Origin of the sequence: Sulfitobacter undariae, from assembly GCF_014196805.1 — a bacterium.
Classification (GTDB): Bacteria; Pseudomonadota; Alphaproteobacteria; order Rhodobacterales; family Rhodobacteraceae; genus Sulfitobacter; species Sulfitobacter undariae.
Genome location: NZ_JACIEI010000002.1, coordinates 435,787 through 458,278 on the forward strand (window position 1 = coordinate 435,787; position 22,492 = coordinate 458,278).

The following is a 22,492-nucleotide window of genomic DNA, read 5'->3' on the forward strand; positions in this document are numbered from 1 at the left end:
GCAAACTGGCCTATAGCCCCCCCCGCGTCAATGGTTAACCTGTTGGCTAAGTGTAACCAAACAGCAAGGCGCTGGGGGAGGTAAGAGGGGTTTAATCCTCGGTATGGGTCAGTTTTGGCACATCCGATGCGCCAGCAGATCCGCGCCCCGACAGGGACGGGTTTTCCATAAAGAAACGGTGGCAATTGAAGGGGAACACGCCTTCAGGAATCGGCGGGCGGGTAAAGCTACCGCCGGGCGCCATAACCCAGCTTTGCGCGACATCGGCCATATTGGCAGCCATCACCTGACTGGTGATTTGGGCCTGTACCGTCGGGTTTTCGATTTCGACCAATGTCTCGACGCGGCGGTTCAGGTTACGGCCCATCCAATCAGCGGAGGACATGAAAACACGTGCCTTTTTATGCGGCAGCCCATGACCATTTCCGAAGCAAACGATGCGGCTGTGCTCCAGAAAACGACCTACGATTGATTTCACTCGGATATTTTCCGACAGCCCTTTGATGCCCGGACGCAGCGCACAAATGCCCCGCACAACAAGGCTGATCTTAACCCCTGCATTGGAGGCCGCGTAAAGCGCGTCGATCACTTCATCGTCCACAATGCTGTTCATCTTTGCCCAGATTTCGGCGGGCCTGCCAGCAACTGCGTGCTCGGCCTCTGCTGCGATCAATTCCAACAGTCGGGGTTTGAGCGTGGTGGGCGAGATGGCCAGATTTTCCAGTTGGGCAGGCTGCGCATAACCCGAGAGGAAATTGAACACTTTGGTCGCGTCGCGGCCCAGTTTCTCGTCACAGGTGAACAGCGACAAATCCGTATAGATACGCGCTGTGATCGGGTGGTAGTTGCCTGTGCCGTAATGGGTATAGGTTTTCAGCTGGTTGCCCTCGCGGCGCACAACAGTTGAGATTTTTGCATGGGTTTTCAGGTCAATAAACCCGTAGACCACATGGGCCCCTGCGCGCTCCAACCTGCGGGATTGGCGAATGTTTGCGGCTTCGTCGAAACGGGCTTTCAGCTCAACCAACGCCGTGACGGATTTACCGTTTTCCGCCGCTTCGCACAGCGCTTCGACGATAGGGCTGTCACGCGAGGTGCGGTAGAGCGTCTGTTTGATCGCAACAACCTGCGGATCACGCGCTGCTTGTTGCAAGAAACGAACAACCATATCGAAGGTTTCATAGGGGTGGTGCAGTAGCATATCCTTGGAACGGATCGCCTTGAGCATATCGCCTTCAAAATCGCTCACCCGTTCAGGGATGCGCGGCGAGAAGGGGGGCCAGAGCAGATCAGGGCGGTCATCGCCGATCAGGCCGCTCAGGTCATCCATGCCGATCATGCCGTCCAGCTCGATCACATCTTGGGGTTTTGCGTCCAATTCATCCATGATGGTCGCCAGCAATTTCGGCGGCGCACCAGCAGAGTGTGTCATGCGCACAACTTCGCCGCGACGGCGACGTTTCAGGGCAACCTCGAATTCGCGCACCAAATCTTCGGCTTCTTCTTCAACTTCTAAATCGCTGTCACGCAGAACACGGAATTTGAAATGTGCTTTCAGTTTATATCCCGGAAACAGATCAGGTATTTTCAGAACCAACAAATCCTCAAGCAGCAAAAAGCGGCTACAGCCTTCGGGCGCAGGTAAAGAGACAAAGCGGTCTATCTGCGCAGGGATGGGCAGCAATGCCTGAAGCGGTTTTTTGTCGCGGGTACGCTCTAACTGTAGCGCCAATGCAAAACCGGTGCTGGGCAGGAATGGAAAAGGGTGTGCAGGGTCAATCGCCAGCGGTGACAGTACAGCAAACACTTGGGTAAGGAAGGTTTCATGCAACGCGACCAAGTCATCGGGCGTCAGATCATCCAGCCCTTCAAGCATGATGTTTTGGTCATCAAGTTGCTGTAGCAGGTCAACCAGCACCGCTTGTTGGCGTAGCATCAAGCCACGCGCATTATCGTTGATCAGGACCAATTGTTCTGCAGGGGTCAGCCCGTCGGCGGCGGGGGTCACGTTGCCCGCCTGTGCCAATTCACGCAGACCTGCCACGCGAACGGTATAAAACTCATCCAGATTTCCCGCTGAGATGGACAGAAACCTCAGCCGCTCCAGCAATGGGACGCGGGGGTTTTCAGCTTCTTCCAGCACACGCCAGTTGAAACCAAGCCAGCTTAGTTCACGGTTTTGAAAACGGCCGGGTCCGGTAAGATCCAGATCGGGCAATTCGACGGGCGCATCAAAGGGCGCTTTGAGAAAATCTGCATATGACATAAGGTGCTTATCCGGTAAATTTGTAACGGAAATATGACGAAAGGCGGTGCAGTTACTATCGCGTTTCTACCGCGTCTTTGTCCAGCACAACTGCGGCCAATGCACGTGTCACAGGGCGCTTGCGTGCAAGGCTTTCGCGGTCCAGCAGGGTCACAATGCGGTTCGCCTCGGCAAAGGAACGGTCCATGCGATTAAGTAGGTAGGGGATCATGTCGGGCGGTGGCATTAACTGCCGATCCGCCAGAAGTTTGACAAATACGGCCGACAAAAGCGCATCATCTGGCGAATCGATTGTAGCCTCTAAGGTGCCGCGCAGGCGGCTCTCCAGATCAGGCAGAGTGATACCCCAATGCGCCACAGGCCCCGTGCCTGTCAGCAACAGGGAATGGCCTTCGGCCAGCACCATATTGTGCAAGTGAAACAGGGCGGTCTGCGCGTCTGCATTGCCCGCAATTTCCGGCACGTCTTCGACAGCAATCGCCCTGCGCGCCAACTCTGGCACATCGTCAACAGATAGATCGACGGCGGCGATGATCTGCGCTTCGGCGGCTTGTGCCCAGACATGGGTCAGATGGGTTTTACCCGCCCCTTCAGGGCCGCTGAGGACCATCTTGGCACTGGTCCAGTTACGCCAGTTTTCAATCATCGCCACGGCCATCGCATTGGAGGGCGCAACCAGAAAATCATCCCGCCCCCGCGCGGTGCGTACCGGCAGGTCTAGTCCTAACTGCATGGCCATATCAGCCCTCGATATCGTCAGTAATTGGCGTGCGTTGTTCTGTCCCTCGGTAAAGCAGGCTCATTTGATATTGCTCTACCGCAAAGCGGGCGACAACGCCGAAAGCCGCAGCGACAGGCACAGCGACCAGCATTCCGACAAATCCGAACAGCGTGCCGAAGACGGACAATGCAAGAATGAGCCAGACAGGGTGCAGCCCGACCGAGTTGCCGACCAGTTTTGGGGTCAACACATTACCTTCGATCACCTGACCCAAGACAAAGATTCCCGCAACCAGACCGATGGAAAACCAATCGCCCCAGAACTGGAATAGGGCCAGACCCAGCGCCAGCATGCCGCCAATCAAGGCACCCAGATAGGGGATGAACGTAACCAATCCAGCGACAAAGCCAACCACAAGGCCAAATTGCAGGCCGACCAGCATCAGGGCAATCGCGTAATATGTCCCCAAGATGAGGCAAACGGTGCCCATACCACGAATGAACGACGCCAGCGTTTTGTCGATGTCGCGGGCAAGGCGGCGGATGACATGGGCGTGATCACGCGGCAGCAACCCGTCGATATGGGCAATCATGCGATCCCAATCCAGCAGCATATAAACGGCGACCACGGGTACGATCACAAATAACATGATGATGTTAATGATTCCCGCAGCCGAACTGACGGCAGTGTTCAGCAACTCGCCACCGCGCTGTTGGATCAAACTGCCCAAAGAGGTGATTGAGCTGCGCAGGGTTGAGCCTTCTTCCAGCAAGGAGGGGAAACGATCCGTGAGGAAGGCGCTGAGGTTTTTGGCAAGATCGGGCGCGATTGCAAACAGGTTGATTGCTTGGGACACCAAAGTAGGGATGACCAGTAGTGCCATTATGACAAAGATAAGGACTGCGACAATTGTGATTGTTGCGGTCGATAAGGCCCTGCTGAGGCCCATGGCTTCTAGGCGGTCCGCCACAGGGTCAAGGAAATAAGCGATTGCACTGCCCAACACAAAAGGAAGCAGCACGCCGCCCATGAACCACAAGATAACCAGGAACAAGGCCATGGCCACACCCCAATATTTCAACTGATCTCTGATCGGCAAGGCCATTGGTCTCTCCTATTTACTTTGCCACACATCGCCCATGGAGACCGTATTTTCAAGGGGTATCGGCGATCTCTCTATGCGTGTGCGGGGGATACTTAAGGCGGTGATATAGACGTTTGTGAACCTGCCCGCTTGACATGGGCGGCACAGGGCGCACCTTGGGCGGGTATTCAACCGGAGACCACCCCATGCGCACCCCCTATGATTCCGAACTGCAAGACCGCCTGATCCGTTACGCGGCCGTCGATACCCAATCGGATGAAAACAGCCCCACACAGCCTTCCACCCCCTGCCAGTTGGATCTGAGCCGCATGTTAGTTGCGGAATTGGAAGCGATGGGGGCCAGTGACGTTAAACTGACGGATTACGGCGTGGTATTGGCCACTGTGCCGGGCAATACGGCTGGGCCCGTGATGGGGCTGTGCGCGCATGTGGATACGGCCCCGCAATTCAACGCGACAGGGGTGAAACCCCGTGTGATCCAAGGGTATAACGGCGGTGATATCACCTTCCCGGATGCACCCGCCCGCAGGCTGGGCCCTGATATTTCGCCGCATCTGGAAAACTGCGTGGGCCATGACCTGATCACCGCGTCAGGTAACACGTTGCTGGGCGGTGACGACAAGGCGGGCGTGGCGATCATCATGACGGCGGCGAAACATCTGTTGGACAACCCCGACGTGCCGCATGGTGAAATCCGGCTGGCCTTTACGCCAGACGAGGAAATCGGGCGCGGCGTGGATGCGCGTTTGCCCGCCGATATGGCCTGTGATTTTGCCTATACATTTGACGGCTCCAAGCCCGGTGAGGTCGAGCACGAGACGTTCTCTGCTGATCGGGGCATTGTTACGGTCACAGGTGTGTCGATCCATCCCGGTTGGGCCAAGGATAAACTGGTCAACGCAACCCATCTGGCGGCCCGTATCCTTGAGACGCTGCCGCAATCAACCATGACACCAGAGACAACCAGCGGTGCGGAGGGCTTCATTCACGCGACAGACATCACCGGCGATGCGGCACAGGTTCGCATTGGTTTTATCATCCGTGATTTTGAGCGTGAGGGGCTGGCGCAAAAGGGTGCGATCCTACGGGCTGTTTGTGACGCGATTGCCCTGACCGAACCAAGGGCTGAAATCACCTGTGAGATCACCCCGCAGTACCGCAACATGCGTTATTGGCTGGAGAACGATATGACGCCCGTGTATCTGGCCCATGCCGCTGTGCGCGATGCAGGTCTGGAACCTATATCGGTCCCAATCAGGGGCGGCACTGACGGGTCACGGTTGACAGAAATGGGGCTACCTTGCCCGAACATCTTTACAGGGATGCAGGAAATTCATGGGCCGTTGGAGTGGATCTCGGTGCAGGATATGGGCAAAGCGACCGAAGTCGCGTTGCGGCTGGTGCAGCGCGCTGTGCTAGCGGAGTAGGTGAGGGGGCATCCCCTCACATTGCCTAAAATTTAGGGGCAAACTGCACAAGCGTCGCCGTTGGTGATTGTGTTGGCTTGGGGTTTAACCTAAGCAAACACCGAAAGTTCTAGAGGAGCGTTGCCATGCGTTTGAGCCGTTATTTCCTGCCTGTATTGAAAGAAACACCTGCGGAAGCGCAGATTGTCAGCCACCGCTATATGTTGCGTGCGGGCATGATCAAACAAAACGCGGCGGGCATCTATTCGTGGTTGCCGCTGGGTTTCAAAGTGCTGCGCAAGTTGGAAAACATTGTGCATGAAGAGCAGATGCGTGCAGGTCACGTGCCGATGCTGATGCCAACGTTGCAATCTGCCGATCTGTGGAAAGAATCAGGGCGCTTTGATGCCTATGGTCCTGAAATGCTGCGGTTCAAAGACCGTCAGGATCGCGACATGCTATATGGCCCCACCAACGAAGAAATGATCACCGATATTTTCCGCAGCCATGTGGGCAGCTACAAAGACCTGCCGATGACGCTGTATCATATCCAGTGGAAATTCCGTGACGAGATGCGTCCACGTTTCGGTGTGATGCGGGGGCGTGAGTTCTTGATGAAGGACGGGTATAACTTTGACCTGACCAAAGAAGACGCGATGCACGCCTACAACCGTCACTTGGTCAGCTATCTGCGCACCTACGAGCGTATGGGATTGCACGCGATCCCGATGCGCGCGGATTCTGGCCCCATTGGCGGCGATGATACGCATGAGTTCTTGGTGCTGGCAGAAACAGGCGAGTCCGAGGTGTTCTATGACAGCGCCGTGACTGACCTGCGCTTTGGCGACCGTGAGATTGACTATGACAGCCACGCCGACTGTGCCGCCGTGATGGAAGAATTCACCAGCAAATACGCCCGCACAGATGAGACACACGAAGAGGCGCTGTTTAACGAAGTTCCAGAAGATCGCCGCCGTGTCGCGCGTGGCATTGAAGTGGGTCAAATCTTCTATTTTGGCACCAAGTATTCCGAAGCCATGGGCGCCACTGTGCAAGGGCCTGACGGCAAAGTTGTACCTGTGCATATGGGCAGCCACGGCATCGGCGTGAGCCGCCTTTTGGGTGCTATCATCGAAGCCAGCCATGACGACAAAGGCATCATCTGGCCTGAGGGTGTCACACCGTTCCATTGCGGGATTGTGAACCTCAAGCAAGGTGACGAAGAGGCAGATGCAGCCTGTCAGGCGCTGTATGACAGCCTGACCGCGCTGGGCCTTGAGCCGCTTTATGACGATCGCAATGAACGCGCAGGCGGCAAGTTTGCGACAATGGATCTGATCGGCCTGCCTTGGCGGATCACTGTGGGGCCACGTGGTTTGAAAAACGGCGTTGTTGAATTGACCTCACGCCGCACAGGCGAAAGCGAAGAAATGACGCCAGAACTGGCGGTAGAGCGTATCGCGCAGATTTACAAAGGTCTGACTGTACGCGGCCTATAATCTAAATCGCGGCGCGGGCTGGACCTGCGCCGCTTTTGCGCCATTCTGTTAGGTGACCTGACAGGAGGAATGGCGATGAGACTGATTTCCCTATTTGCGGTGGCCGTGATGGCCAGTGGCGCTGCTGCGCAGGGGTTTGAGCAGGGCGATAAAAATGCGCCCCAGTTCACGCCTACTTGGGCCACCCAGACGCGTGCACCTGTGATCACCAGCGGTGTCGAACTCCAGATTGAGGTTTTGGCCGAGGGGCTGGATACCCCTTGGGGCATGGCGGTGCTGCCTGACGGCGGTATTTTGGTGACCGAGCGTTCAGGCGCGCTGAGGTTGGTGCAAGCGGGTGCTGTTTCTGCACCTATCAGCGGTGTGCCAGACGTTTTGGCGCAGCGACAAGGCGGGCTACTGGATGTGGCATTGGCCGAAGATTTTGCCCAAAGCCGTGTGATTTTAAACCGATGGGGGGCGGCATGTCGGCCACTGCGGCCACGCGTGCGGTGCTCAGCGCGGATGGCACAGCCCTCACGGAGCTGCGTGACGTGTTTGTGCAAGACCCGCCGTCACCCAACGCTATGCATTTCGGTTCACGTGTGGTGCCACACGGCGGCGTTCTCTATGTCACAACGGGAGAGCATTTCAGCACCCGCGAGCGTCAGTTTGCGCAAGATGTCGATAAAACTTACGGCAAGGTTATTCGTATCTCGCCGGAAGGTGGCGCCACAGCGGGCAACCCTTTTGGAAACGAAGTGTGGAGCCTTGGACACCGCAATGTGCAAGGCGCTGCGATCCGCCCTGATGATGGCAGTCTTTGGACATTGGAGCACGGGCCTGCGGGGGGCGATGAGTTGAACAAGATCACAGGCGGTGCGAATTACGGCTGGCCTCTGGTGAGTTACGGCGTGAACTATAGTGGCGCAGTTGTTGGCAGTGGCAAGGCGCAGGCCAAGGGGATGACCGCGCCGCGATATTACTGGGACCCTGTGATCGCGCCCGGTGGTTTTGCCTTCTATGACGGCGATAAGTTTCCCGCTTGGCGTGGCGATATACTTGCGGCTTCGCTGAACCCCGGTGGTTTGGTGCGGCTGGTGCTGGAAGGCGACAACGTTATCGGGGAGGAGCGGTTTTTGAATGGTGAAATGCGTGTGCGCGATGTGGAGATTGACCGCGAAGGCAGGGTCCTGATCCTTGATAATACGGATGGACGATTGCTGCGATTGACGCAAAAATAGAGAGGCCTATTCAGCTTGTCTTGATTTCGCGCACGGGGGCGATTACCCCATAGGGATATCAAAACCTCACGTGAAACGGAGTTCCCGCGCCATGATCTTACGCAGCATTGCCCTTGCGGGCGGTTTGGCCGGCGCGGCGACGACATCCCAGTTCCCTGAATTTTCGCAGCAATATCTGCAACGTTTGGGCGGTGCAGTGGATGCTTTGGGCGAAGTCGTCGCGGATTTTGATGCTTCTGCCGCTGCATCCGATCTCAGTCGCGATGAGGCGCTGGCACAGATGCAGGGCACATCGTTTCTGGAACGGCGCGGCGCGGATATGACGCGTTCGATCAACCGCTACACGCAGTTAAGCCGCGATCTTGAGACGCTTGAGGGGCAGGGGCCGTTTATGCGCGCCTACCATGCCACCAGCTTTACCGATGGCGAAATCGCGCAGGCGGCTTGGGCGGCCTATAAACCTGCTGTGCCTATGACTTTTGCAGGGCTCAGCTTTGCTGCTGTTGGATTCCTGTTAGGCGGCATGGCGGTGAAATTGCTGCTGGGTTTGCTGCGTATGCCATTTAGGCGGCGACAAAAGGCCTGAGGCAGGCCCGCGTGCTTGACCCCCATTGATCAAAGCACCAGTGTGCGCGAAAAGATGCTGCGCAAAAGATTACGCGCAGTGATAGCCCGAGCAAGGACCAACATGGCCTCCAAGACACCGCCTTTCGCCCCGTTTGAATGGATGATTGCATGGCGCTATCTGCGCGCCCGCCGTGCTGAGGGCGGCGTAAGCACGATGACGTGGATCAGCTTGATCGGCATTACATTAGCGGTCTTTGCGCTGATCGCCACACTTGCTGTGCGCTCTGGCTTTCGTGCCGAATTTGTGGACACTATTTTGGGCGCTAACGCCCATGTCACAGTCTATGAAATGGGGCGTATGGAGGCCAATGGCACCTTTGATCGCAGCATTCGTGACTATGACACACTTGCAGCAAAGATTGCCGCTGTTGAGGGTGTGACCCGTGTGGCCCCGATTGTGCGGGGGCAAGTGATGGCGACCTTTAGCGGCAATAATGCAGGCATGGAGGTCTATGGCATCAGCGCGGAAAACCTTGGCACCATCCCGCGTATCGCCAACCCGGAAACCGCCGAAGGCGACATCAGCCGCTTTGGTGATGGCATCGCCATCGGGTCGGGTATTGCCCGCACGCTGGGGGTTCAGGTGGGCGATACCATCCGTATCATTTCACCCGACGGGGTGCGGACGGCCTTTGGCACTTCGCCCCGCATCAATGCCTATGAAGTGACCTATATCTTCACCGCCGGACGGTATGACATCGACAAAACCCGCGCCTATCTGCCGCTGGCCGAGGCGCAGAGCTATTTCAACTCTGAAGAGGCGGTCAACGAATTAGAAGTCATGGTGGCCCAGCCTGATCGCATAGATGATCTGAGCCCCGCTATCTTGGCTGCGGCAGGCGATACCGCGTTGATCTGGACATGGAGGCAGGCGTCATCGGGCTTCCTGAGTGCCTTGGACATTGAGGATAACGTGATGTTTGTGATCCTGTCGATCCTCGTGTTGATCGCCGCGATGAACATTGTGTCGGGGTTGATCATGCTGGTCAAAAACAAGGGTCGCGATATTGGCATTTTGCGCACGATGGGCCTGTCCGAGGGATCAATCCTGCGGGTGTTTTTCATCTGCGGCGCTTTCACAGGCATCATCGGTACGGTGATGGGAGTAATCTTGGGCTGCCTCTTTGCGCTATACGTGGATCAGATATTTGGTCTGGTAAACTGGATGGCAGGGGGCAATGCATGGGACCCGTCGATCAGGGGTATCTACTTCCTTCCTGCCAAACTGGAGTTCGGCGATGTGATGTCTGCCGTTGGCCTGTCGCTGGGCCTGTCCTTTATTGTCACCATCTTTCCTGCGCGGCGTGCCGCACGGATGAACCCTGTAGAGGCGCTGCGTTATGAGTGATCCTGTCCTGCGCCTGTCTGGCATTACCAAAGCCTATAATCACGGCAAACCCAATGAGGTTACCGTCTTGCGGGGCATCGACCTTGAGGTGGGGCGCGGCGAAGTGGTTGCCCTTGTCGCCCCTTCTGGCGCGGGTAAGTCAACGCTGCTGCATATCGCAGGGCTGCTCGATACCCCCGATACAGGTACAGTGGCGATCGGCGGCACCGATATGACGGGCAAACGCGACACGGCGCGCACGGCTGTGCGGCGAAGAGATGTGGGATTTATTTATCAGTTTCACCACCTGCTGCCCGAATTCACTGCCGTAGAAAACATCATGCTGCCGCAACTGGCAAATGGCGTGACACGCACTGCCGCCAAGGCGCGTGCGCAAACGCTGCTGGGGCAAGTGGGCGTGGCGCATCGCGGTGCGCATCGCCCTGCGGAACTCTCTGGTGGGGAACAACAGCGCGTGGCCTTTTGCCGTGCGCTGGCCAATGCGCCCAAACTGCTGCTGGCGGATGAGCCTACTGGCAACCTTGATCCCGGAACCTCGGAAACCGTGTTTGCCGCGTTGATGGAATTGGTGCGCAGCACGGGCCTGTCTGCGCTGATCGCCACTCACAATCTGGAACTGGCCGCACGGATGGACCGCCAAATCCGTCTGGACCAAGGGGCATTGACGGGATGATCTCCAAGGGTTTCGCCCTTTAGGCGTTAGGCCACTACTGAAGCGGCCTAGTTACAGATCGTTTTCAAATCCACCCCGTCCCACGGCAGGCTGACATCATAGGCAGGACTGTTGGGCAGGGGCGCTACGGGCATGACCTGTTCGATCAGACTATGCAGCCGTTTGGTGCGCGCACCTTGGGGTTGCAGCGCACGACAGCAGACAAATTCCTCGACAATTGATCCCTGCTGCTCATAGCCGAAATCCAGAAACTTGCGATCCTCAATATCAAACAAATAGGGGTCGCCACCGGGGCTATGCTCGGACGCGGCTTTGAGCGGGGTGTACCCCGTCAGCTTGCGGTTTTGCCATTGCCAGACGTGGGTCAATTCATGGCTAAGCAACATCCCCGCCACCAGACCAACGCGGTCGGGGTAATCGGGCAGGTAATCCTCAAGATACCAATCTTTGTCAAACAACACCGTATTAAACAACGCCACTGCGGCGGGTTTGGTGGTGACGATCTTTTCCTCTGGCGGAAGGGGTGGAAAGATCAACTCCCGACACGTCGTGCGCGGCCGCGGCTTGCGTTTGAACGCCACCGCACGGGTCGGCGCACCGTCATGCAGCCGCACGGAGGTATAGTTGAGCGTATCGCCGTGGATGCCACGGGCAAAGGCGCGTTCCGTCTCGGTGAGAGGACGGCCACAGGCGGCGAGGAAGATGAGGGGGATCAGAAGGGTGAGGCGCATGGGGGTATTTGTGCGTGTGCGATGGGAGAGTGCAAGAGGGAATTCGTAGGGTGGGTGAAACCCACGCATGTGTGCCACCTAGGGATGGTGGGTTTTACCCACCCTACGGTTGTTGGTTTACTTGGATGTCTGATCTGGCACAGTTAGGTCATTGGCTTGAGCTGCAGAATCAGGGATGTTCGGTTGCGACAGTCCTAGATCCGTCTGAAAAACTGGTTGCGAACAGCTTCATCAACGAAGTAAGGATTATAAGTGGCAACAACACCAAGAGATATCGGCAATACGATATCGACGATTGCGATATTCAGTGCAGTTGCTGTGAATATCAAGCTGTTGAATTGCGTTTGTTTTCTACTTCGTTGAAAATTTAGGTCTGATTTAATAACATCTAAGTGTGCTTGAGCACTAGTTTCTGGCTCGTGTGGGCCGTACATATCCTCCTGTGCAAACGTAATTTCTCGCTTATGTATTTTTTCAAGCCTTAAAAAGTAGTTTTGAGCAAGCTTCTCAATACTACTTGGCAGTTGCCTTAATACAAAGACAATAATCAGTATCATACAGGATAGTTGTCCAACGCGAACCATCTTTTCCTGTGAGACAATAATTTCGAGATTAAGGAACAAAAGTGTATTTTCGGCGAAATCGAACGTTGCAAAAATGAGCGTGCAGCACGATATGAAAACAAGCGATCTTTTTGCTTTTTTTGCATCATCGGGGGTCAGATGTTCTGATGGCGAAAGGCTTGCCATCAAACATCCAACTCTTCAACAAACCGCGCATTCTCCTGAATATACTGGAACCGCAACTCGGGTTTCTTCCCCATCAAACGCTCCACCAAATCAGACGTTTCGCCCGGTGTGTCCTCATCCACAGTGACGCGGATCAGTTTGCGGGTGGCGGGGTCCATTGTGGTTTCTTTCAGGTCTTTTGCGTCCATTTCGCCCAGACCCTTAAAGCGTTGCAGGTCAATTTTGCCTTTCCCGCCCAGACCTTTTTCAAGGTACATGTCTTTTTCAACATCATCCGCCACATAAACGCGCCGCGCGCCTTGGGTCAGGCGGTACAGCGGCGGGCAGGCCAGATAGAGGTGCCCTGCGTCGATCATCGGACGCATTTGGGTGTAGAAAAACGTCATCAACAGCGCCGCAATATGCGCGCCGTCCACATCCGCATCGGTCATGATGATGATCTTGTCATAGCGCAGATCATCAAGGTTGAATTTCGTGCCCATGCCCACGCCCAAGGCTTCGCACAGGTCGTTGATCTCGGAGTTGGTGTGCAGCTTGCTTGAGGCCGCACCCAGCACGTTCAAAATCTTGCCTTTCAGCGGCAGCAGCGCTTGGTTCACACGGTTGCGCGCCCCTTTGCCAGACCCCCCAGCCGAGTCGCCCTCCACGATGAACAATTCGGTGCCGATCCGGTCCTTGCTGGTGCAATCGGTCAATTTGCCGGGCAGGCGCAGCTTCTTGGTGGCGGATTTACGCGCTGTTTCCTTTTCCTGCCGCCGCTTCATGCGTTCTTCGGCACGCAGCACAAGGAAATCAAGGATAGCGCCTGCGGATTTGGTATCCGCCGCCAGCCAGTTGTCAAAGTGGTCGCGCACCGCGCCTTCGGTCATTTTCGCCGCGCTCTCGGACGATAGGCGGTCTTTGGTTTGCCCCACAAACGCAGGATCAGCGATAAAGCACGACACCAACGCACAGCCGCCCGATATCAGGTCCTCGCGGGTGATCTGCGCGGCTTTTTTGTTGTTGCTCAACTCGCCGTAGGCTTTGATGCCTTTCAGGATCGCCGCCCAGAACCCCGCCACGTGGGTGCCGCCTTCGGGTGTGGGGACGGTGTTACAGTAAGACTGGATGAAACCGTCGCGCACAGGGGTCCAATTGATTGCCCACTCAACCTTGCCTGCCGCGCCGAATTTCTCGCTGAACTCAACCGTGCCAGCAAAGGCCGCATCCGCATAGGTGGTGGCTTTGCCCAAGGTCTCGGAGAGGTAATCCGCCAGACCACCGGGGAAGTGGAATGTGGCCTCTTGGGGGGTGTCGCCATCAGGGATGTGGGATTTCCAGCGGATTTCGACGCCAGAGAATAGATAGGCTTTGGATTGTACGGATTTATATAGCCGCGAGGGTTTGAAACGGTGGCTGCCAAAGATTTCCTCATCCGCGTGGAAGGTCACCGTGGTGCCGCGCCGGTTGGGGGCCGCACCGATTTTCTCAACAGGGCCAAGCGGCTTGCCGCGTGAAAACCGTTGCTCGTATAGTTCTTTGTTGCGGGCAACCTGCACAATCATGCTGTCCGACAGCGCGTTCACCACAGACGAACCAACACCGTTCAAACCGCCAGAGGTCTGGTATGCTTTGCCCGAGAATTTGCCGCCTGCGTGTAGGGTACACAAGATCACCTCAAGCGCGGATTTGTCTGGAAACTTGGGGTGCGGATCAATCGGAATGCCGCGCCCATTGTCGCGGATGGTGATGGAGTAATCCTCATGCAGCTCAACCTCGATCCGGTTGGCATGTCCTGCCACCGCTTCGTCCATCGAGTTGTCGAGAACTTCGGCTACCATATGGTGCAGCGCGCGTTCATCCGTACCGCCGATATACATGCCGGGGCGTTTGCGAACAGGTTCCAGCCCCTCCAACACCTCGATGGAAGAGGCATTGTAGTCGGACGGCTCGGGTTGGTTGCCGGAGAGAAGATCGGACATGGGATGCGCCTGTTGCTACTTTTGATTGGCGGCCATTTTGACAGGAGCGGGCGGCAGGGGCAATCGCCGTGATGGGCTTATCCCCAACCATTTGTGCTTTTGCGGCCGTTTGTTGCCAATTTTGCCAGCATACTCCGTGATCGCAAAGAATCCATCACGCGCGGTATTCTCCAGATTTCTCTTGACCTAAAGCTAGGTTGATCTCTCAGGTTCGTATTTGAACCGGCAATGCAGTGTTGTGTTTTACGTGTTTATCGAAAATTTGTTTTGCTCAAAGGAGCCCGCCCATGCATGTTCTCACCGTTCTTGATCACCCTGATCCCGCTTCCTTTAGCGCGGCGGCAGCCCAGCGTTTCATGCAAGGGGCTCAAGCTGCGGGACATTCTGTAGAGTTGGCAGATTTGCATGCGGAAGGGTTTGATCCGCGCTGGTCCAAGGCTGATATTGCGGGGCAGGGCAGTGGTGCGGATTTGGCGGATATCGCGGTTGAACAAGCACGGATCGCACGGGCTGATGCCATTTGTCTGGTGTTCCCGTTGTTTTGGTGGGGCATGCCTGCGATGACGAAGGGCTGGGTGGATCGCGTCTGGAATTGGGGTTGGGCCTATGACCAGTTGGATGACCCCGAGCGTTCCTTGCAAAAAACCCGTAGTGGCGTTTTGCTGATACCAGCTGGTGCGCGTTCTGACAAAATGGAGACGCAGGGATATCTGGCTGCTTTGGAAACCGCATGGACTGCGGGAACCTTTGGATTTTTCGGGTTCTCCCCGCGCAGGCTTGAGGTACTCAACGGGTCAACGGGATCTCTTGCGCGCAGAGAGGCCCTGCTAGAGCGCAGCTATCAAACGGGCTTCACCCTGCCGCCGCCGCATCCTTCAAAGTGAGCCATGGGATAGACAACAGAACTCAATTCGTGCGTTTGTTCAGCGAGGTTGCTAAGAACTGATGCAACGTTTCTCTAAATCCCAAAGGAATAATCATGGCCTGGATCAAAACCATTCCCTTCGCCGAAGCAACTGGCAAGCTGAAACAGCTGTATGCCCGCGTGACTGGCCCGGATAACAACGTCGATAACATCATGATGATGCACTCCCTGCGCCCTCACACAATGGAAGCGCATATGGCGGTGTATAAATACATCCTGCATCACAGCGGCAATACGAACCCCAAGTGGTTTCTTGAGGCATTGGGCGTTTGGGTGTCACAGCTTAATGGCTGTAATTACTGTGTTGAACATCACTTTGCTGGCATGAAACGTTTGCTGAAAGACGACCCGCGCAGTGATGCATTGCGTGAAGCCATCGAGGATGGCGATATCCCCGCCATGCCACTGGACGCCCGCCAGCACGCGGCGATGCGCTATGCACAGCGGCTAACGCAATCGCCTGCCGATATGGTAGAGATGGACGTCGAAGCCCTGCGCATGGCGGGTTGGGACGATGGCGAGATACTTGAGATCAATCAGGTGACCGCATATTTCTCCTATGCCAACCGCACCGTGCTGGGGCTGGGGTGTTCCACAAAAGGCGATATCATCGGGTTAAGCCCTAACAATAACGCCGATCCGGATGATTGGAACCACAGCTAGGGTTTACAGCCAGCCCAGTATCGCTTCCGCCACTTCATGTGGTTTTTGATGATGCAGCCAATGATCTACATCCGCAATTTCGACGCGGGTGAGGTCGGGCGCGTACTCTTCCAGCCCTTCGGTGGCGGCAGGCAACAGCGCGGTATCGGCAGTACCCCAGACCAACAGATGCGGGCAGCGCACTTGTAGACGGGCGGGGTCAAATTCCAGCCCTTCTATCACCTCGCCCGGTTGCCCCAGCTTGAGTGGTGAAGCGCGATACCAGTTGATCATCCCGCGCAGGCCTGCCGCATCACGCCAAGCGGCTTTATATCCCGCCAGCGTCTCACCGCTCAGCCAATCCATATTCATCTTGGCAGAAAACAGACCCATCAGCTTGGCGAAGTCATCGGCTGCCAAAATGTCTTCTGACCCGTCTTTGCGCAGGAAGTGAATATATTGCGACGCATCGGTTTGCGCCCCGCCTTTGGCCATCTCGCGTTGGAAAGGGGCAGGGTGCACGCCGTTCATGATGATCAGCTTCGAGACCAGATCAGGCCGACCGATGGTCAAGGCATAGGCGACGGAGGCCCCCCAATCATGGCCGAGCACAATCACCGGATCGTCTCCGATCAGAGCCGCCAAATCGGAGACCAGCAAAGCCGTTTTATACAGCGCAGGATCAGCGGGCCGCCAGCTTTGACCATATCCGCGTTGGTCTGGGGCGATGCAGTGGAAACGTTCGCCGAGCAGCGGGGCCAGATCATTCCATGCCCCAGAGTATTCTGGAAATCCGTGTAGCATCAATATCTTCGGGGCATCCTTATCCCCCCAGTGACGTATGAAAAACGCCTCTCCGTTTAGCTCAACCGTCTCGGTCCAATGTGCGACCATGTTGTCATCCTCCCTGTTAAATTACTGTCCTGTTAAATTGCTTGCAGGCTCTCCATCCGCAGACCTGCTGTTGTCCCGTCTTTGAAACCTTTGAAATCGTCTCCCAAATAGGCGCGCATCCCAGTGTTGCCATTTAAATGCACACCAAAGAAGGCTGCTGCGTAATGTTGGGCGATGTTGTTCATTACAACCGTGTCCCAGACTGGATCGGCGTAATGCTCAAACGGGGCCCAGCCGAGCGTGTCTGACACTGCGTAGGATTCGGGTGCTGCTGGGTAGGGGGCGGCGGCGTTATGGCCTGCTTGGGCAAAGCTAAGTAAATGCCGCTCCACGCCTGTAGCCCCTTCAAAGATGCCGCGCATGGCTTCATAGTCTGATACGTGATCTGCCGTGCCCGCCATGATCAGCGTAGGCACACGCAATCCCGCCAACCCTGTGGCGTCCCACATGCCATACAGATTGCCCCAAGGCCCGATGGGCATGATTGCTTTGATCCGCGGGTCCATTGAGGCTTCGTGTGTATCACTGCCAGCCATGTGGCGGGCCAACAAGCGGGCAGGCGGGGCGCGGCTGAAATCCACGGCGGCGGTGGTCAGGCCAGCACCACCTGTAATCAAAGCGCCATAACCGCCCATGGAGTAGCCGATCACGCCGACGCTGCTGCAATCTACCAAAGCGCCCAGATCACCATTCATGGCGGCCATCCCGTCCACGACGCCACGTTGATCTAACGGGCGGTGCAGCAACGTAATGCCAAAATCGCTTTGGTTGTCATAGGTGCTGCCGGTGTGGTCGCAGGCTGCAACCACGTATCCCTGCCGCGCAAGGCTCTCGGCGAGGTGCACCATCAGAAAGCGGTTGCCGGGGTAACCATGGCTGATCACGATCAGCGGCGCAGTGATGCCTGTCGCTGCGGGCGCATCGCGGCAGGCACGGCCCCTCAGGATCGCGCGGCGCTCACCACAGCGTAACAGCGTGTCATAGGTTCCGCCTTGCGGGGTGTCAGGGGCGGCGGGATACCAGATTTCTAGCGGCAGTTGGCGCGTAGCCCCAGCCGCCGCGCCTGTTTGCACATCGGGCTGATCCTCTAGCGTTAGCATGGTGGCGCGGACCCCGATAGAGCAGCCCTGCTGCAGGGCCAGTTCGGGGGCGTAAGGGGTGATACGGTCAATTGCGGTAAATTTATCCATGCCTCAAGCCTAGGACAGCAACCGGCCCGCATGCAATCATCGCTGTGCCAAGTGACGCAACATCACACGGCGATACATCTGATCATTTGGTGGCTTCCCGTAGGGCCAGATTGCGCCTAAAGAGTAGGCATGATGAAAACCATGTCCATTCCCGCCCACACCCGCGCCATCGCTGTTTTGGGCCTGCCCCTTATTGGCGGCCACCTAGCTCAAATGGCGATTGGCGTCACAGATACTGTCATGCTGGGCTGGTACGGTGTCGAAGCATTGGCCGCTGTCACGCTGGCCTCTACCTTCTTTTTTGTGTTGTTTATTTGCGGCTCAGGGTTCGCGTCGGCCGTGATGCCGATGGTGGCGTCGTTTCACGCCGAGGGGGATGAGACCTCAATCCGTCGCACCACCCGTATGGGCCTCTGGCTCAGCTTTGGGTTTGCGCTGTTGGTGATGCCGCTGATGATCAACGCCGCACCGATCCTGCGCATGATGGGGCAAGAAGAGGCCGTGGTCACGCTGGGGGCTGAATATCTGGGGATTGCAGGCTGGGGCGTGATGCCTGCGCTGTTTGTGATGGTCCTGAAAAGTTATCTTGCCGCGCTGGAGCGCACGCAAGTGGTGTTGTGGATCACTGTATTGGCCGCGATCTGCAATGCCTTGGTGAATTATGCGCTGATCTTTGGCAATTGGGGCGCGCCGGAACTGGGTGTGGCGGGGGCAGCTATTGCGTCGGTCACAACACAGGTGATCTCGCTGGTGGGGGTTGTGCTCTACGTGCGTCTGGTGTTGCCGCAACACGATCTGTTCCGCCGCCTTTGGGGCGCGGATTGGGATATGTTGGGCAGAGTGTTCCAACTGGGATGGCCCATTTCAATTACCTTACTCAGCGAGGTCGGCCTGTTTGCCGCTTCGGCAGTGATGATGGGCTGGCTCGGCACTGTGCCGCTGGCCGCGCATGGGGTTGCCGTGCAATTGGCTTCGATCACTTTCATGGTACATCTGGGCCTCAGCAATGCTGGCACGGTGCGGGCGGGTAACGCCTTTGGCCGTATGGACGCCCCCCATCTGGCACGCGGTGCATTGGTGCTGACCGCCATGTCGCTGGTTTTCTCGATTGTGACTGTTGCGTTCTTCTTCTTATTCCCTGACTTCTTGATCGGGATATTCATTCTGGAAGACGAACCCGCTAAAGTTGAAATTCTACAAATTGGCGTGGGTATTCTGTTTATGGCTGGGCTGTTTCAGTTGGTAGATGGCACGCAGGTCATTGCGCTGGGCGTGCTGCGCGGCGTGCATGACACGCGTATGCCGATGATTTATGCCGCCATCAGCTATTGGGGAATTGGCGTGCCGATGTCCTACCTCTTGGGCTTTACCTTTGGCTTCGAAGGAATAGGCGTTTGGGGCGGCTTGGGCATCGGGCTGGGTGTCGCTGCGATTTTCCTGAACCTGCGTTTCTGGCGCACTGTGCTGCCCGCGATGGGGCAGCGTCAGACGGCACGTTAGCCTTTTTTCGTCAGCCTATCGGCCTTTTTACGCACCAGCGTATTGCGCATATCGTGCATGGCCAGCAGCAACTGGTCTGTCACCGCATCCAGTTGCTCCTCGGTGGCGCGTGACTGAATCCAATGCGTCGTGGTATTGAGGTAATCGATGGCGCGGAAAATGTCATCCATCTCGCGGTGTGCAAGCGTCTGGACGCGCTCTTCCATCCATGTCGTGATGGCAGCGATATCCGTTTCCGATAGCGTCCGGTCGCCTTGGGGTTTGATTTCGCCGTTGCGGATATTGACGACAGCTATCTGATCCATATCGATGCGACGTTGGCGGTTCTCTGTATCAAGGCTGAATACAAAAGCTCCATTATCGCGCACGCGAAAGTAATAATCGGGTAGTTTGTCGCTCATGTGAGGTCCTTTGGTAACTTCCGATTGGGACTGTAACGCATAAGTCCCAATTGCAAATAGGGGAAAGCCTGTCGGCTACTCCCACCCCCTTTTCTCAATGAGGGTGGGAGTATGAAAACGATCAGGTCAGGTCTGCGCAGAAAGCCGTGATGCGCTTGCAGGCTTCAATCAAGTTCTCATCCGAGGTGGCATAGCTGACGCGGAAATTCGGGCTGAGACCAAAGGCTGCGCCAAAGACCACAGCAACACCTGTTTCTTCCAACAGCGCAGTGGCAAATGTCTCGTCATTCTCGATCAATGTGCCTGCCGCAGATGTCTTGCCGATCAGGCCCGCAATAGAAGGATAGACGTAAAACGCGCCTTCTGGCACGGGGCAGATGACGCCCTCAATGGCGTTCAACGCTTCCACCACCAGATTACGGCGGCGCACGAACATCTCGTTGTTGGGCGCGATATAGTCTTGTGTGCCGTTCAATGCCTCAACGGCCGCCCATTGCGAGATGGTGCAGGGGTTGGAGGTGGATTGCGACTGAATTTTGCGCATTGCGCCAATCAGCTTTTCAGGGCCCGCCGCATAGCCAATCCGCCAGCCTGTCATGGCATAGGCTTTGGACACGCCGTTGACTGTCAACGTGCGGTCATACAACGCTGGCTCGACCTCGGCTGGGGTGCAGAATTTGAAATCATCATAGGCAAGGTGTTCGTACATATCATCTGTCATCACCCAGACGTGGGGATGGCGCAGCAGAACATCTGTGAGTGCTTTCAATTCGTCCCATGAATAGCCCGCACCCGTCGGGTTGGAAGGCGAGTTAAAGATCAACCATTTGGTGTTGGGCGTGATCGCCGCTTCCAACTGCTCGGCAGTCATTTTGAAAGCTTGCTCAATGCCTGCTTCCACCGCGACAGGGGTGCCTCCCGCCAGCAGCACCATGTCAGGATAGCTCACCCAATAGGGGGCAGGGATGATGACCTCTTCGCCGGGGTTCATCGTTGCCATCAGCGCATTATACAGCACCTGCTTACCACCCGAAGATACGCTGATCTGCGAAGGGGTGTACTCAAGGCTGTTATCACGCTTGAGCTTGGCACAGATGGCCTGCTTCAGCTCGGGGATGCCGTCAACGGCGGTGTATTTCGTTTTGCCAGCCGCAATGGCGGCCACGGCTGCGTCTTTGATGTTCTGAGGCGTATCAAAATCAGGCTCGCCTGCGCCCAGACCAATCACATCACGGCCTGCGGCCTTCAGTTCTTGCGCCTTTGTCGTCACGGCGATGGTGGGAGAAGGTTTGACGCGGGCAAGTGTACGGGAGAGCAGTTCCATTTCGGCCTCATTACGCTATATATATGTAAATCCACTCATAGGGGGTGCCCCCCCTCCGTTGCAAGCGTCTTTGGCGCATCCCTAAAAACCGGCGCCTCGCGCGCCATTGGAGCCCGCAGTGACACATTCCGAGAAAACCCCAGAACAGTTGGATGAACAAGATTGGTTTGCACCTGACGTCGCAACCTTCGGTGATCGCGTAGCGGCATCGCGTGAGGCAGCAGGCATGGGTCAAAAGGCGCTGGCGAAACGTCTAGGGGTGCGGCTGGCGACGCTGCGCGCCTGGGAAAACGACACCTCCGAACCGCGTGCCAACCGTCTGTCGATGTTGGCAGGGATGCTGAATGTTTCGATGATGTGGCTGATCAACGGTGAAGGTGAGGGGCTTGAAGGGGGGGCAGAGCCTACGGTATTGCCAAATGATGCTGCGATGCTTTTGGCCGAGATGCGCCAGATTCGCACCGACATGTCGGAGAATGTCAAACAGATGGCCCGACTGGAAAAACGCCTGCGCGCAATGATGATGGAGACAGCAGAGTGATCGAGATACCGCAACCCGAACGCCCCGAGAACGAGCCACGTGATGTGCGGGTCAAACGCCTGACCATGCGGTCCATGAGGCGCGGCATCAAAGAGATGGATTTGATCCTTTCGGCCTATGCGGGTGACCGTCTTGAAGGCATGGATGAAGCTGATCTGGACCTTTATGATGACATGCTCAATGAGAACGATCACGATATTTATCAGTGGATCACAGGCTTCCTAACTCCCAAACCGGTTTACGAAGCCATGGTTGAAGATATCCAAGCGCATATTTCTAAAGGGTAATTTTAGCTGATCGCTTTTAACGAAATATTCTGATTTATTTGGCAATCTCCGACCCAGAGTAGTTCAAAGTCGGAGAGTAGTATGAGTGTTCAAGATCCCATTGGCCTGCCAGCCAATGTATCATCGGGAAGTCAGCAACGGGAATTCATGACCGGATATCTGGAGGCGCTCTCTCTTGTAGAGCGGCTTCACCGGCTGCTGTTTGATGTCATTAAAGATGAATTCGAGCGCGTAGGTGTATTGGAAATCAACGCCGTTCAAGGGCTGCTGTTGTTCAACATCGGCGATAACGAAGTTACCGCAGGTGAACTGAAAACACGGGGGTTCTATCAGGGCAGTAATGTCAGCTATAATTTGAAAAAGCTGGTGGAAATGGGCTATATGGTAAGCGGTGCGTCGATCCCACCTATTTGACGTAATTCCACGGTAGCAGATCGTTGATCTGGCTTTGTTTGTGGCCTGCAACGATGGCTGTGAGC

General features: G+C 56.2%; 21 protein-coding genes and 2 pseudogenes. 13 read left to right on the plus strand and 10 right to left on the minus strand.

Going from position 1 to position 22,492, the window contains the following annotated elements; genetic code table 11:
* Nucleotides 1–91: 91 nt before the first annotated feature.
* Genes GGR95_RS05625 through GGR95_RS05635 form a run of 3 tightly spaced genes read right to left on the minus strand, consistent with a single transcriptional unit; the run spans nucleotide 92 to nucleotide 4,092 of the window.
* Nucleotides 92–2,266 carry an RNA degradosome polyphosphate kinase gene (locus GGR95_RS05625; RefSeq protein ID WP_184563638.1) on the minus strand — a complete coding sequence of 725 codons (2,175 nt, stop codon included), beginning with the start codon at nucleotides 2,264–2,266 and terminating at the stop codon, nucleotides 92–94.
* 55 nt (nucleotides 2,267–2,321) lie between these two features.
* Nucleotides 2,322–3,005: a P-loop NTPase family protein gene (locus tag GGR95_RS05630; RefSeq protein ID WP_184563640.1), complete on the minus strand. Its 684-nt coding sequence runs from the start codon at nucleotides 3,003–3,005 to the stop codon at nucleotides 2,322–2,324.
* A gap of 1 nt (nucleotide 3,006) precedes the next feature.
* Nucleotides 3,007–4,092, minus strand: coding sequence for an AI-2E family transporter (locus tag GGR95_RS05635; RefSeq protein WP_184563642.1), 1,086 nt, complete (start codon nucleotides 4,090–4,092; stop codon nucleotides 3,007–3,009).
* 185 nt (nucleotides 4,093–4,277) lie between these two features.
* On the opposite strand from GGR95_RS05635, the gene pepT reads away from it, so the two are divergent.
* The 7 genes and pseudogenes from pepT (at nucleotide 4,278) to GGR95_RS05665 (ending at nucleotide 10,868) form a co-directional block, all read left to right on the plus strand.
* Entirely contained in the window at nucleotides 4,278–5,519 is a 1,242-nt protein-coding gene (gene pepT / locus GGR95_RS05640; protein WP_184563644.1) for a peptidase T, read from the plus strand.
* A 125-nt stretch (nucleotides 5,520–5,644) separates the two neighbouring features.
* A complete protein-coding gene (proS, locus tag GGR95_RS05645; RefSeq protein WP_184563646.1) occupies nucleotides 5,645–6,997 on the plus strand; it encodes a proline--tRNA ligase in 1,353 nt (450 codons plus the stop codon).
* A gap of 267 nt (nucleotides 6,998–7,264) precedes the next feature.
* Nucleotides 7,265–7,393: pseudogene (locus GGR95_RS19105) on the plus strand (PQQ-dependent sugar dehydrogenase); the annotation flags it as partial.
* Between the two features lie 68 nt (nucleotides 7,394–7,461).
* Nucleotides 7,462–8,220, plus strand: a complete 759-nt coding sequence (locus tag GGR95_RS05650) for a PQQ-dependent sugar dehydrogenase (protein WP_343042100.1) — start codon at nucleotides 7,462–7,464, stop codon at nucleotides 8,218–8,220.
* Between the two features lie 91 nt (nucleotides 8,221–8,311).
* On the plus strand, nucleotides 8,312–8,806 hold the full coding sequence (locus GGR95_RS05655; RefSeq protein WP_184563648.1) for a DUF2937 family protein: 495 nt from the start codon (nucleotides 8,312–8,314) through the stop codon (nucleotides 8,804–8,806).
* A 102-nt stretch (nucleotides 8,807–8,908) separates the two neighbouring features.
* Nucleotides 8,909–10,195, plus strand: coding sequence for a lipoprotein-releasing ABC transporter permease subunit (locus GGR95_RS05660; protein ID WP_184563651.1), 1,287 nt, complete (start codon nucleotides 8,909–8,911; stop codon nucleotides 10,193–10,195).
* Entirely contained in the window at nucleotides 10,188–10,868 is a 681-nt protein-coding gene (locus tag GGR95_RS05665) for an ABC transporter ATP-binding protein (protein ID WP_184563653.1), read from the plus strand. The genes GGR95_RS05660 and GGR95_RS05665 overlap by 8 nt, the downstream gene beginning before the upstream one ends.
* A 47-nt stretch (nucleotides 10,869–10,915) precedes the next feature.
* Here the strand turns inward: GGR95_RS05665 and GGR95_RS05670 are convergent, their stop codons facing one another.
* The 3 genes from GGR95_RS05670 to parE all read right to left on the minus strand — a co-directional run bounded on the left by GGR95_RS05670 (nucleotide 10,916) and on the right by parE (nucleotide 14,309).
* Entirely contained in the window at nucleotides 10,916–11,599 is a 684-nt protein-coding gene (locus tag GGR95_RS05670; protein ID WP_184563655.1) for a hypothetical protein, read from the minus strand.
* A 194-nt stretch (nucleotides 11,600–11,793) separates the two neighbouring features.
* Nucleotides 11,794–12,348: a hypothetical protein gene (locus GGR95_RS05675; RefSeq protein WP_184563657.1), complete on the minus strand. Its 555-nt coding sequence runs from the start codon at nucleotides 12,346–12,348 to the stop codon at nucleotides 11,794–11,796.
* On the minus strand, nucleotides 12,348–14,309 hold the full coding sequence (parE, locus tag GGR95_RS05680) for a DNA topoisomerase IV subunit B (protein ID WP_184563660.1): 1,962 nt from the start codon (nucleotides 14,307–14,309) through the stop codon (nucleotides 12,348–12,350). Before parE ends, GGR95_RS05675 begins: the two co-directional genes overlap by 1 nt.
* A gap of 287 nt (nucleotides 14,310–14,596) precedes the next feature.
* Here parE and GGR95_RS05685 point away from each other — a divergent pair, with 287 nt between their 5' ends.
* Nucleotides 14,597–15,193 carry an NAD(P)H-dependent oxidoreductase gene (locus GGR95_RS05685; RefSeq protein WP_184563662.1) on the plus strand — a complete coding sequence of 199 codons (597 nt, stop codon included), beginning with the start codon at nucleotides 14,597–14,599 and terminating at the stop codon, nucleotides 15,191–15,193.
* A 95-nt stretch (nucleotides 15,194–15,288) separates the two neighbouring features.
* Nucleotides 15,289–15,897 (plus strand): carboxymuconolactone decarboxylase family protein, encoded by a 609-nt coding sequence (locus GGR95_RS05690; RefSeq protein WP_184563664.1) that lies wholly within the window; start codon nucleotides 15,289–15,291, stop codon nucleotides 15,895–15,897.
* A 3-nt stretch (nucleotides 15,898–15,900) separates the two neighbouring features.
* On the opposite strand, the gene GGR95_RS05695 is transcribed toward GGR95_RS05690, so the two are convergent.
* A complete protein-coding gene (locus tag GGR95_RS05695) occupies nucleotides 15,901–16,770 on the minus strand; it encodes an alpha/beta fold hydrolase (protein WP_184563666.1) in 870 nt (289 codons plus the stop codon).
* 32 nt (nucleotides 16,771–16,802) lie between these two features.
* Nucleotides 16,803–17,960 carry an alpha/beta hydrolase family protein gene (locus tag GGR95_RS05700; protein ID WP_184563668.1) on the minus strand — a complete coding sequence of 386 codons (1,158 nt, stop codon included), beginning with the start codon at nucleotides 17,958–17,960 and terminating at the stop codon, nucleotides 16,803–16,805.
* A 129-nt stretch (nucleotides 17,961–18,089) separates the two neighbouring features.
* Here GGR95_RS05700 and GGR95_RS05705 point away from each other — a divergent pair, with 129 nt between their 5' ends.
* Entirely contained in the window at nucleotides 18,090–19,460 is a 1,371-nt protein-coding gene (locus GGR95_RS05705) for an MATE family efflux transporter (protein WP_184563670.1), read from the plus strand.
* Here the strand turns inward: GGR95_RS05705 and GGR95_RS05710 are convergent.
* Complete coding sequence (locus GGR95_RS05710) at nucleotides 19,457–19,861, minus strand: hypothetical protein (RefSeq protein ID WP_184563672.1); 405 nt, start codon at nucleotides 19,859–19,861, stop codon at nucleotides 19,457–19,459. The two genes, GGR95_RS05705 and GGR95_RS05710, sit on opposite strands and share 4 nt — an antisense overlap.
* 121 nt (nucleotides 19,862–19,982) lie before the next feature.
* Nucleotides 19,983–21,185, minus strand: coding sequence for a pyridoxal phosphate-dependent aminotransferase (locus tag GGR95_RS05715; protein ID WP_184563674.1), 1,203 nt, complete (start codon nucleotides 21,183–21,185; stop codon nucleotides 19,983–19,985).
* A gap of 118 nt (nucleotides 21,186–21,303) precedes the next feature.
* On the opposite strand from GGR95_RS05715, the gene GGR95_RS05720 reads away from it, so the two are divergent.
* The 3 genes and pseudogenes from GGR95_RS05720 to GGR95_RS05730 form a co-directional block, all read left to right on the plus strand.
* Nucleotides 21,304–21,726 carry a helix-turn-helix domain-containing protein gene (locus GGR95_RS05720; protein ID WP_343042094.1) on the plus strand — a complete coding sequence of 141 codons (423 nt, stop codon included), beginning with the start codon at nucleotides 21,304–21,306 and terminating at the stop codon, nucleotides 21,724–21,726.
* A 65-nt stretch (nucleotides 21,727–21,791) separates the two neighbouring features.
* Nucleotides 21,792–22,013 (plus strand): succinate dehydrogenase assembly factor 2, encoded by a 222-nt coding sequence (locus GGR95_RS05725; RefSeq protein WP_184563747.1) that lies wholly within the window; start codon nucleotides 21,792–21,794, stop codon nucleotides 22,011–22,013.
* 81 nt (nucleotides 22,014–22,094) lie between these two features.
* Nucleotides 22,095–22,397, plus strand: a pseudogene (locus tag GGR95_RS05730) (MarR family transcriptional regulator); the annotation flags it as partial.
* Nucleotides 22,398–22,492: the final 95 nt, after the last annotated feature.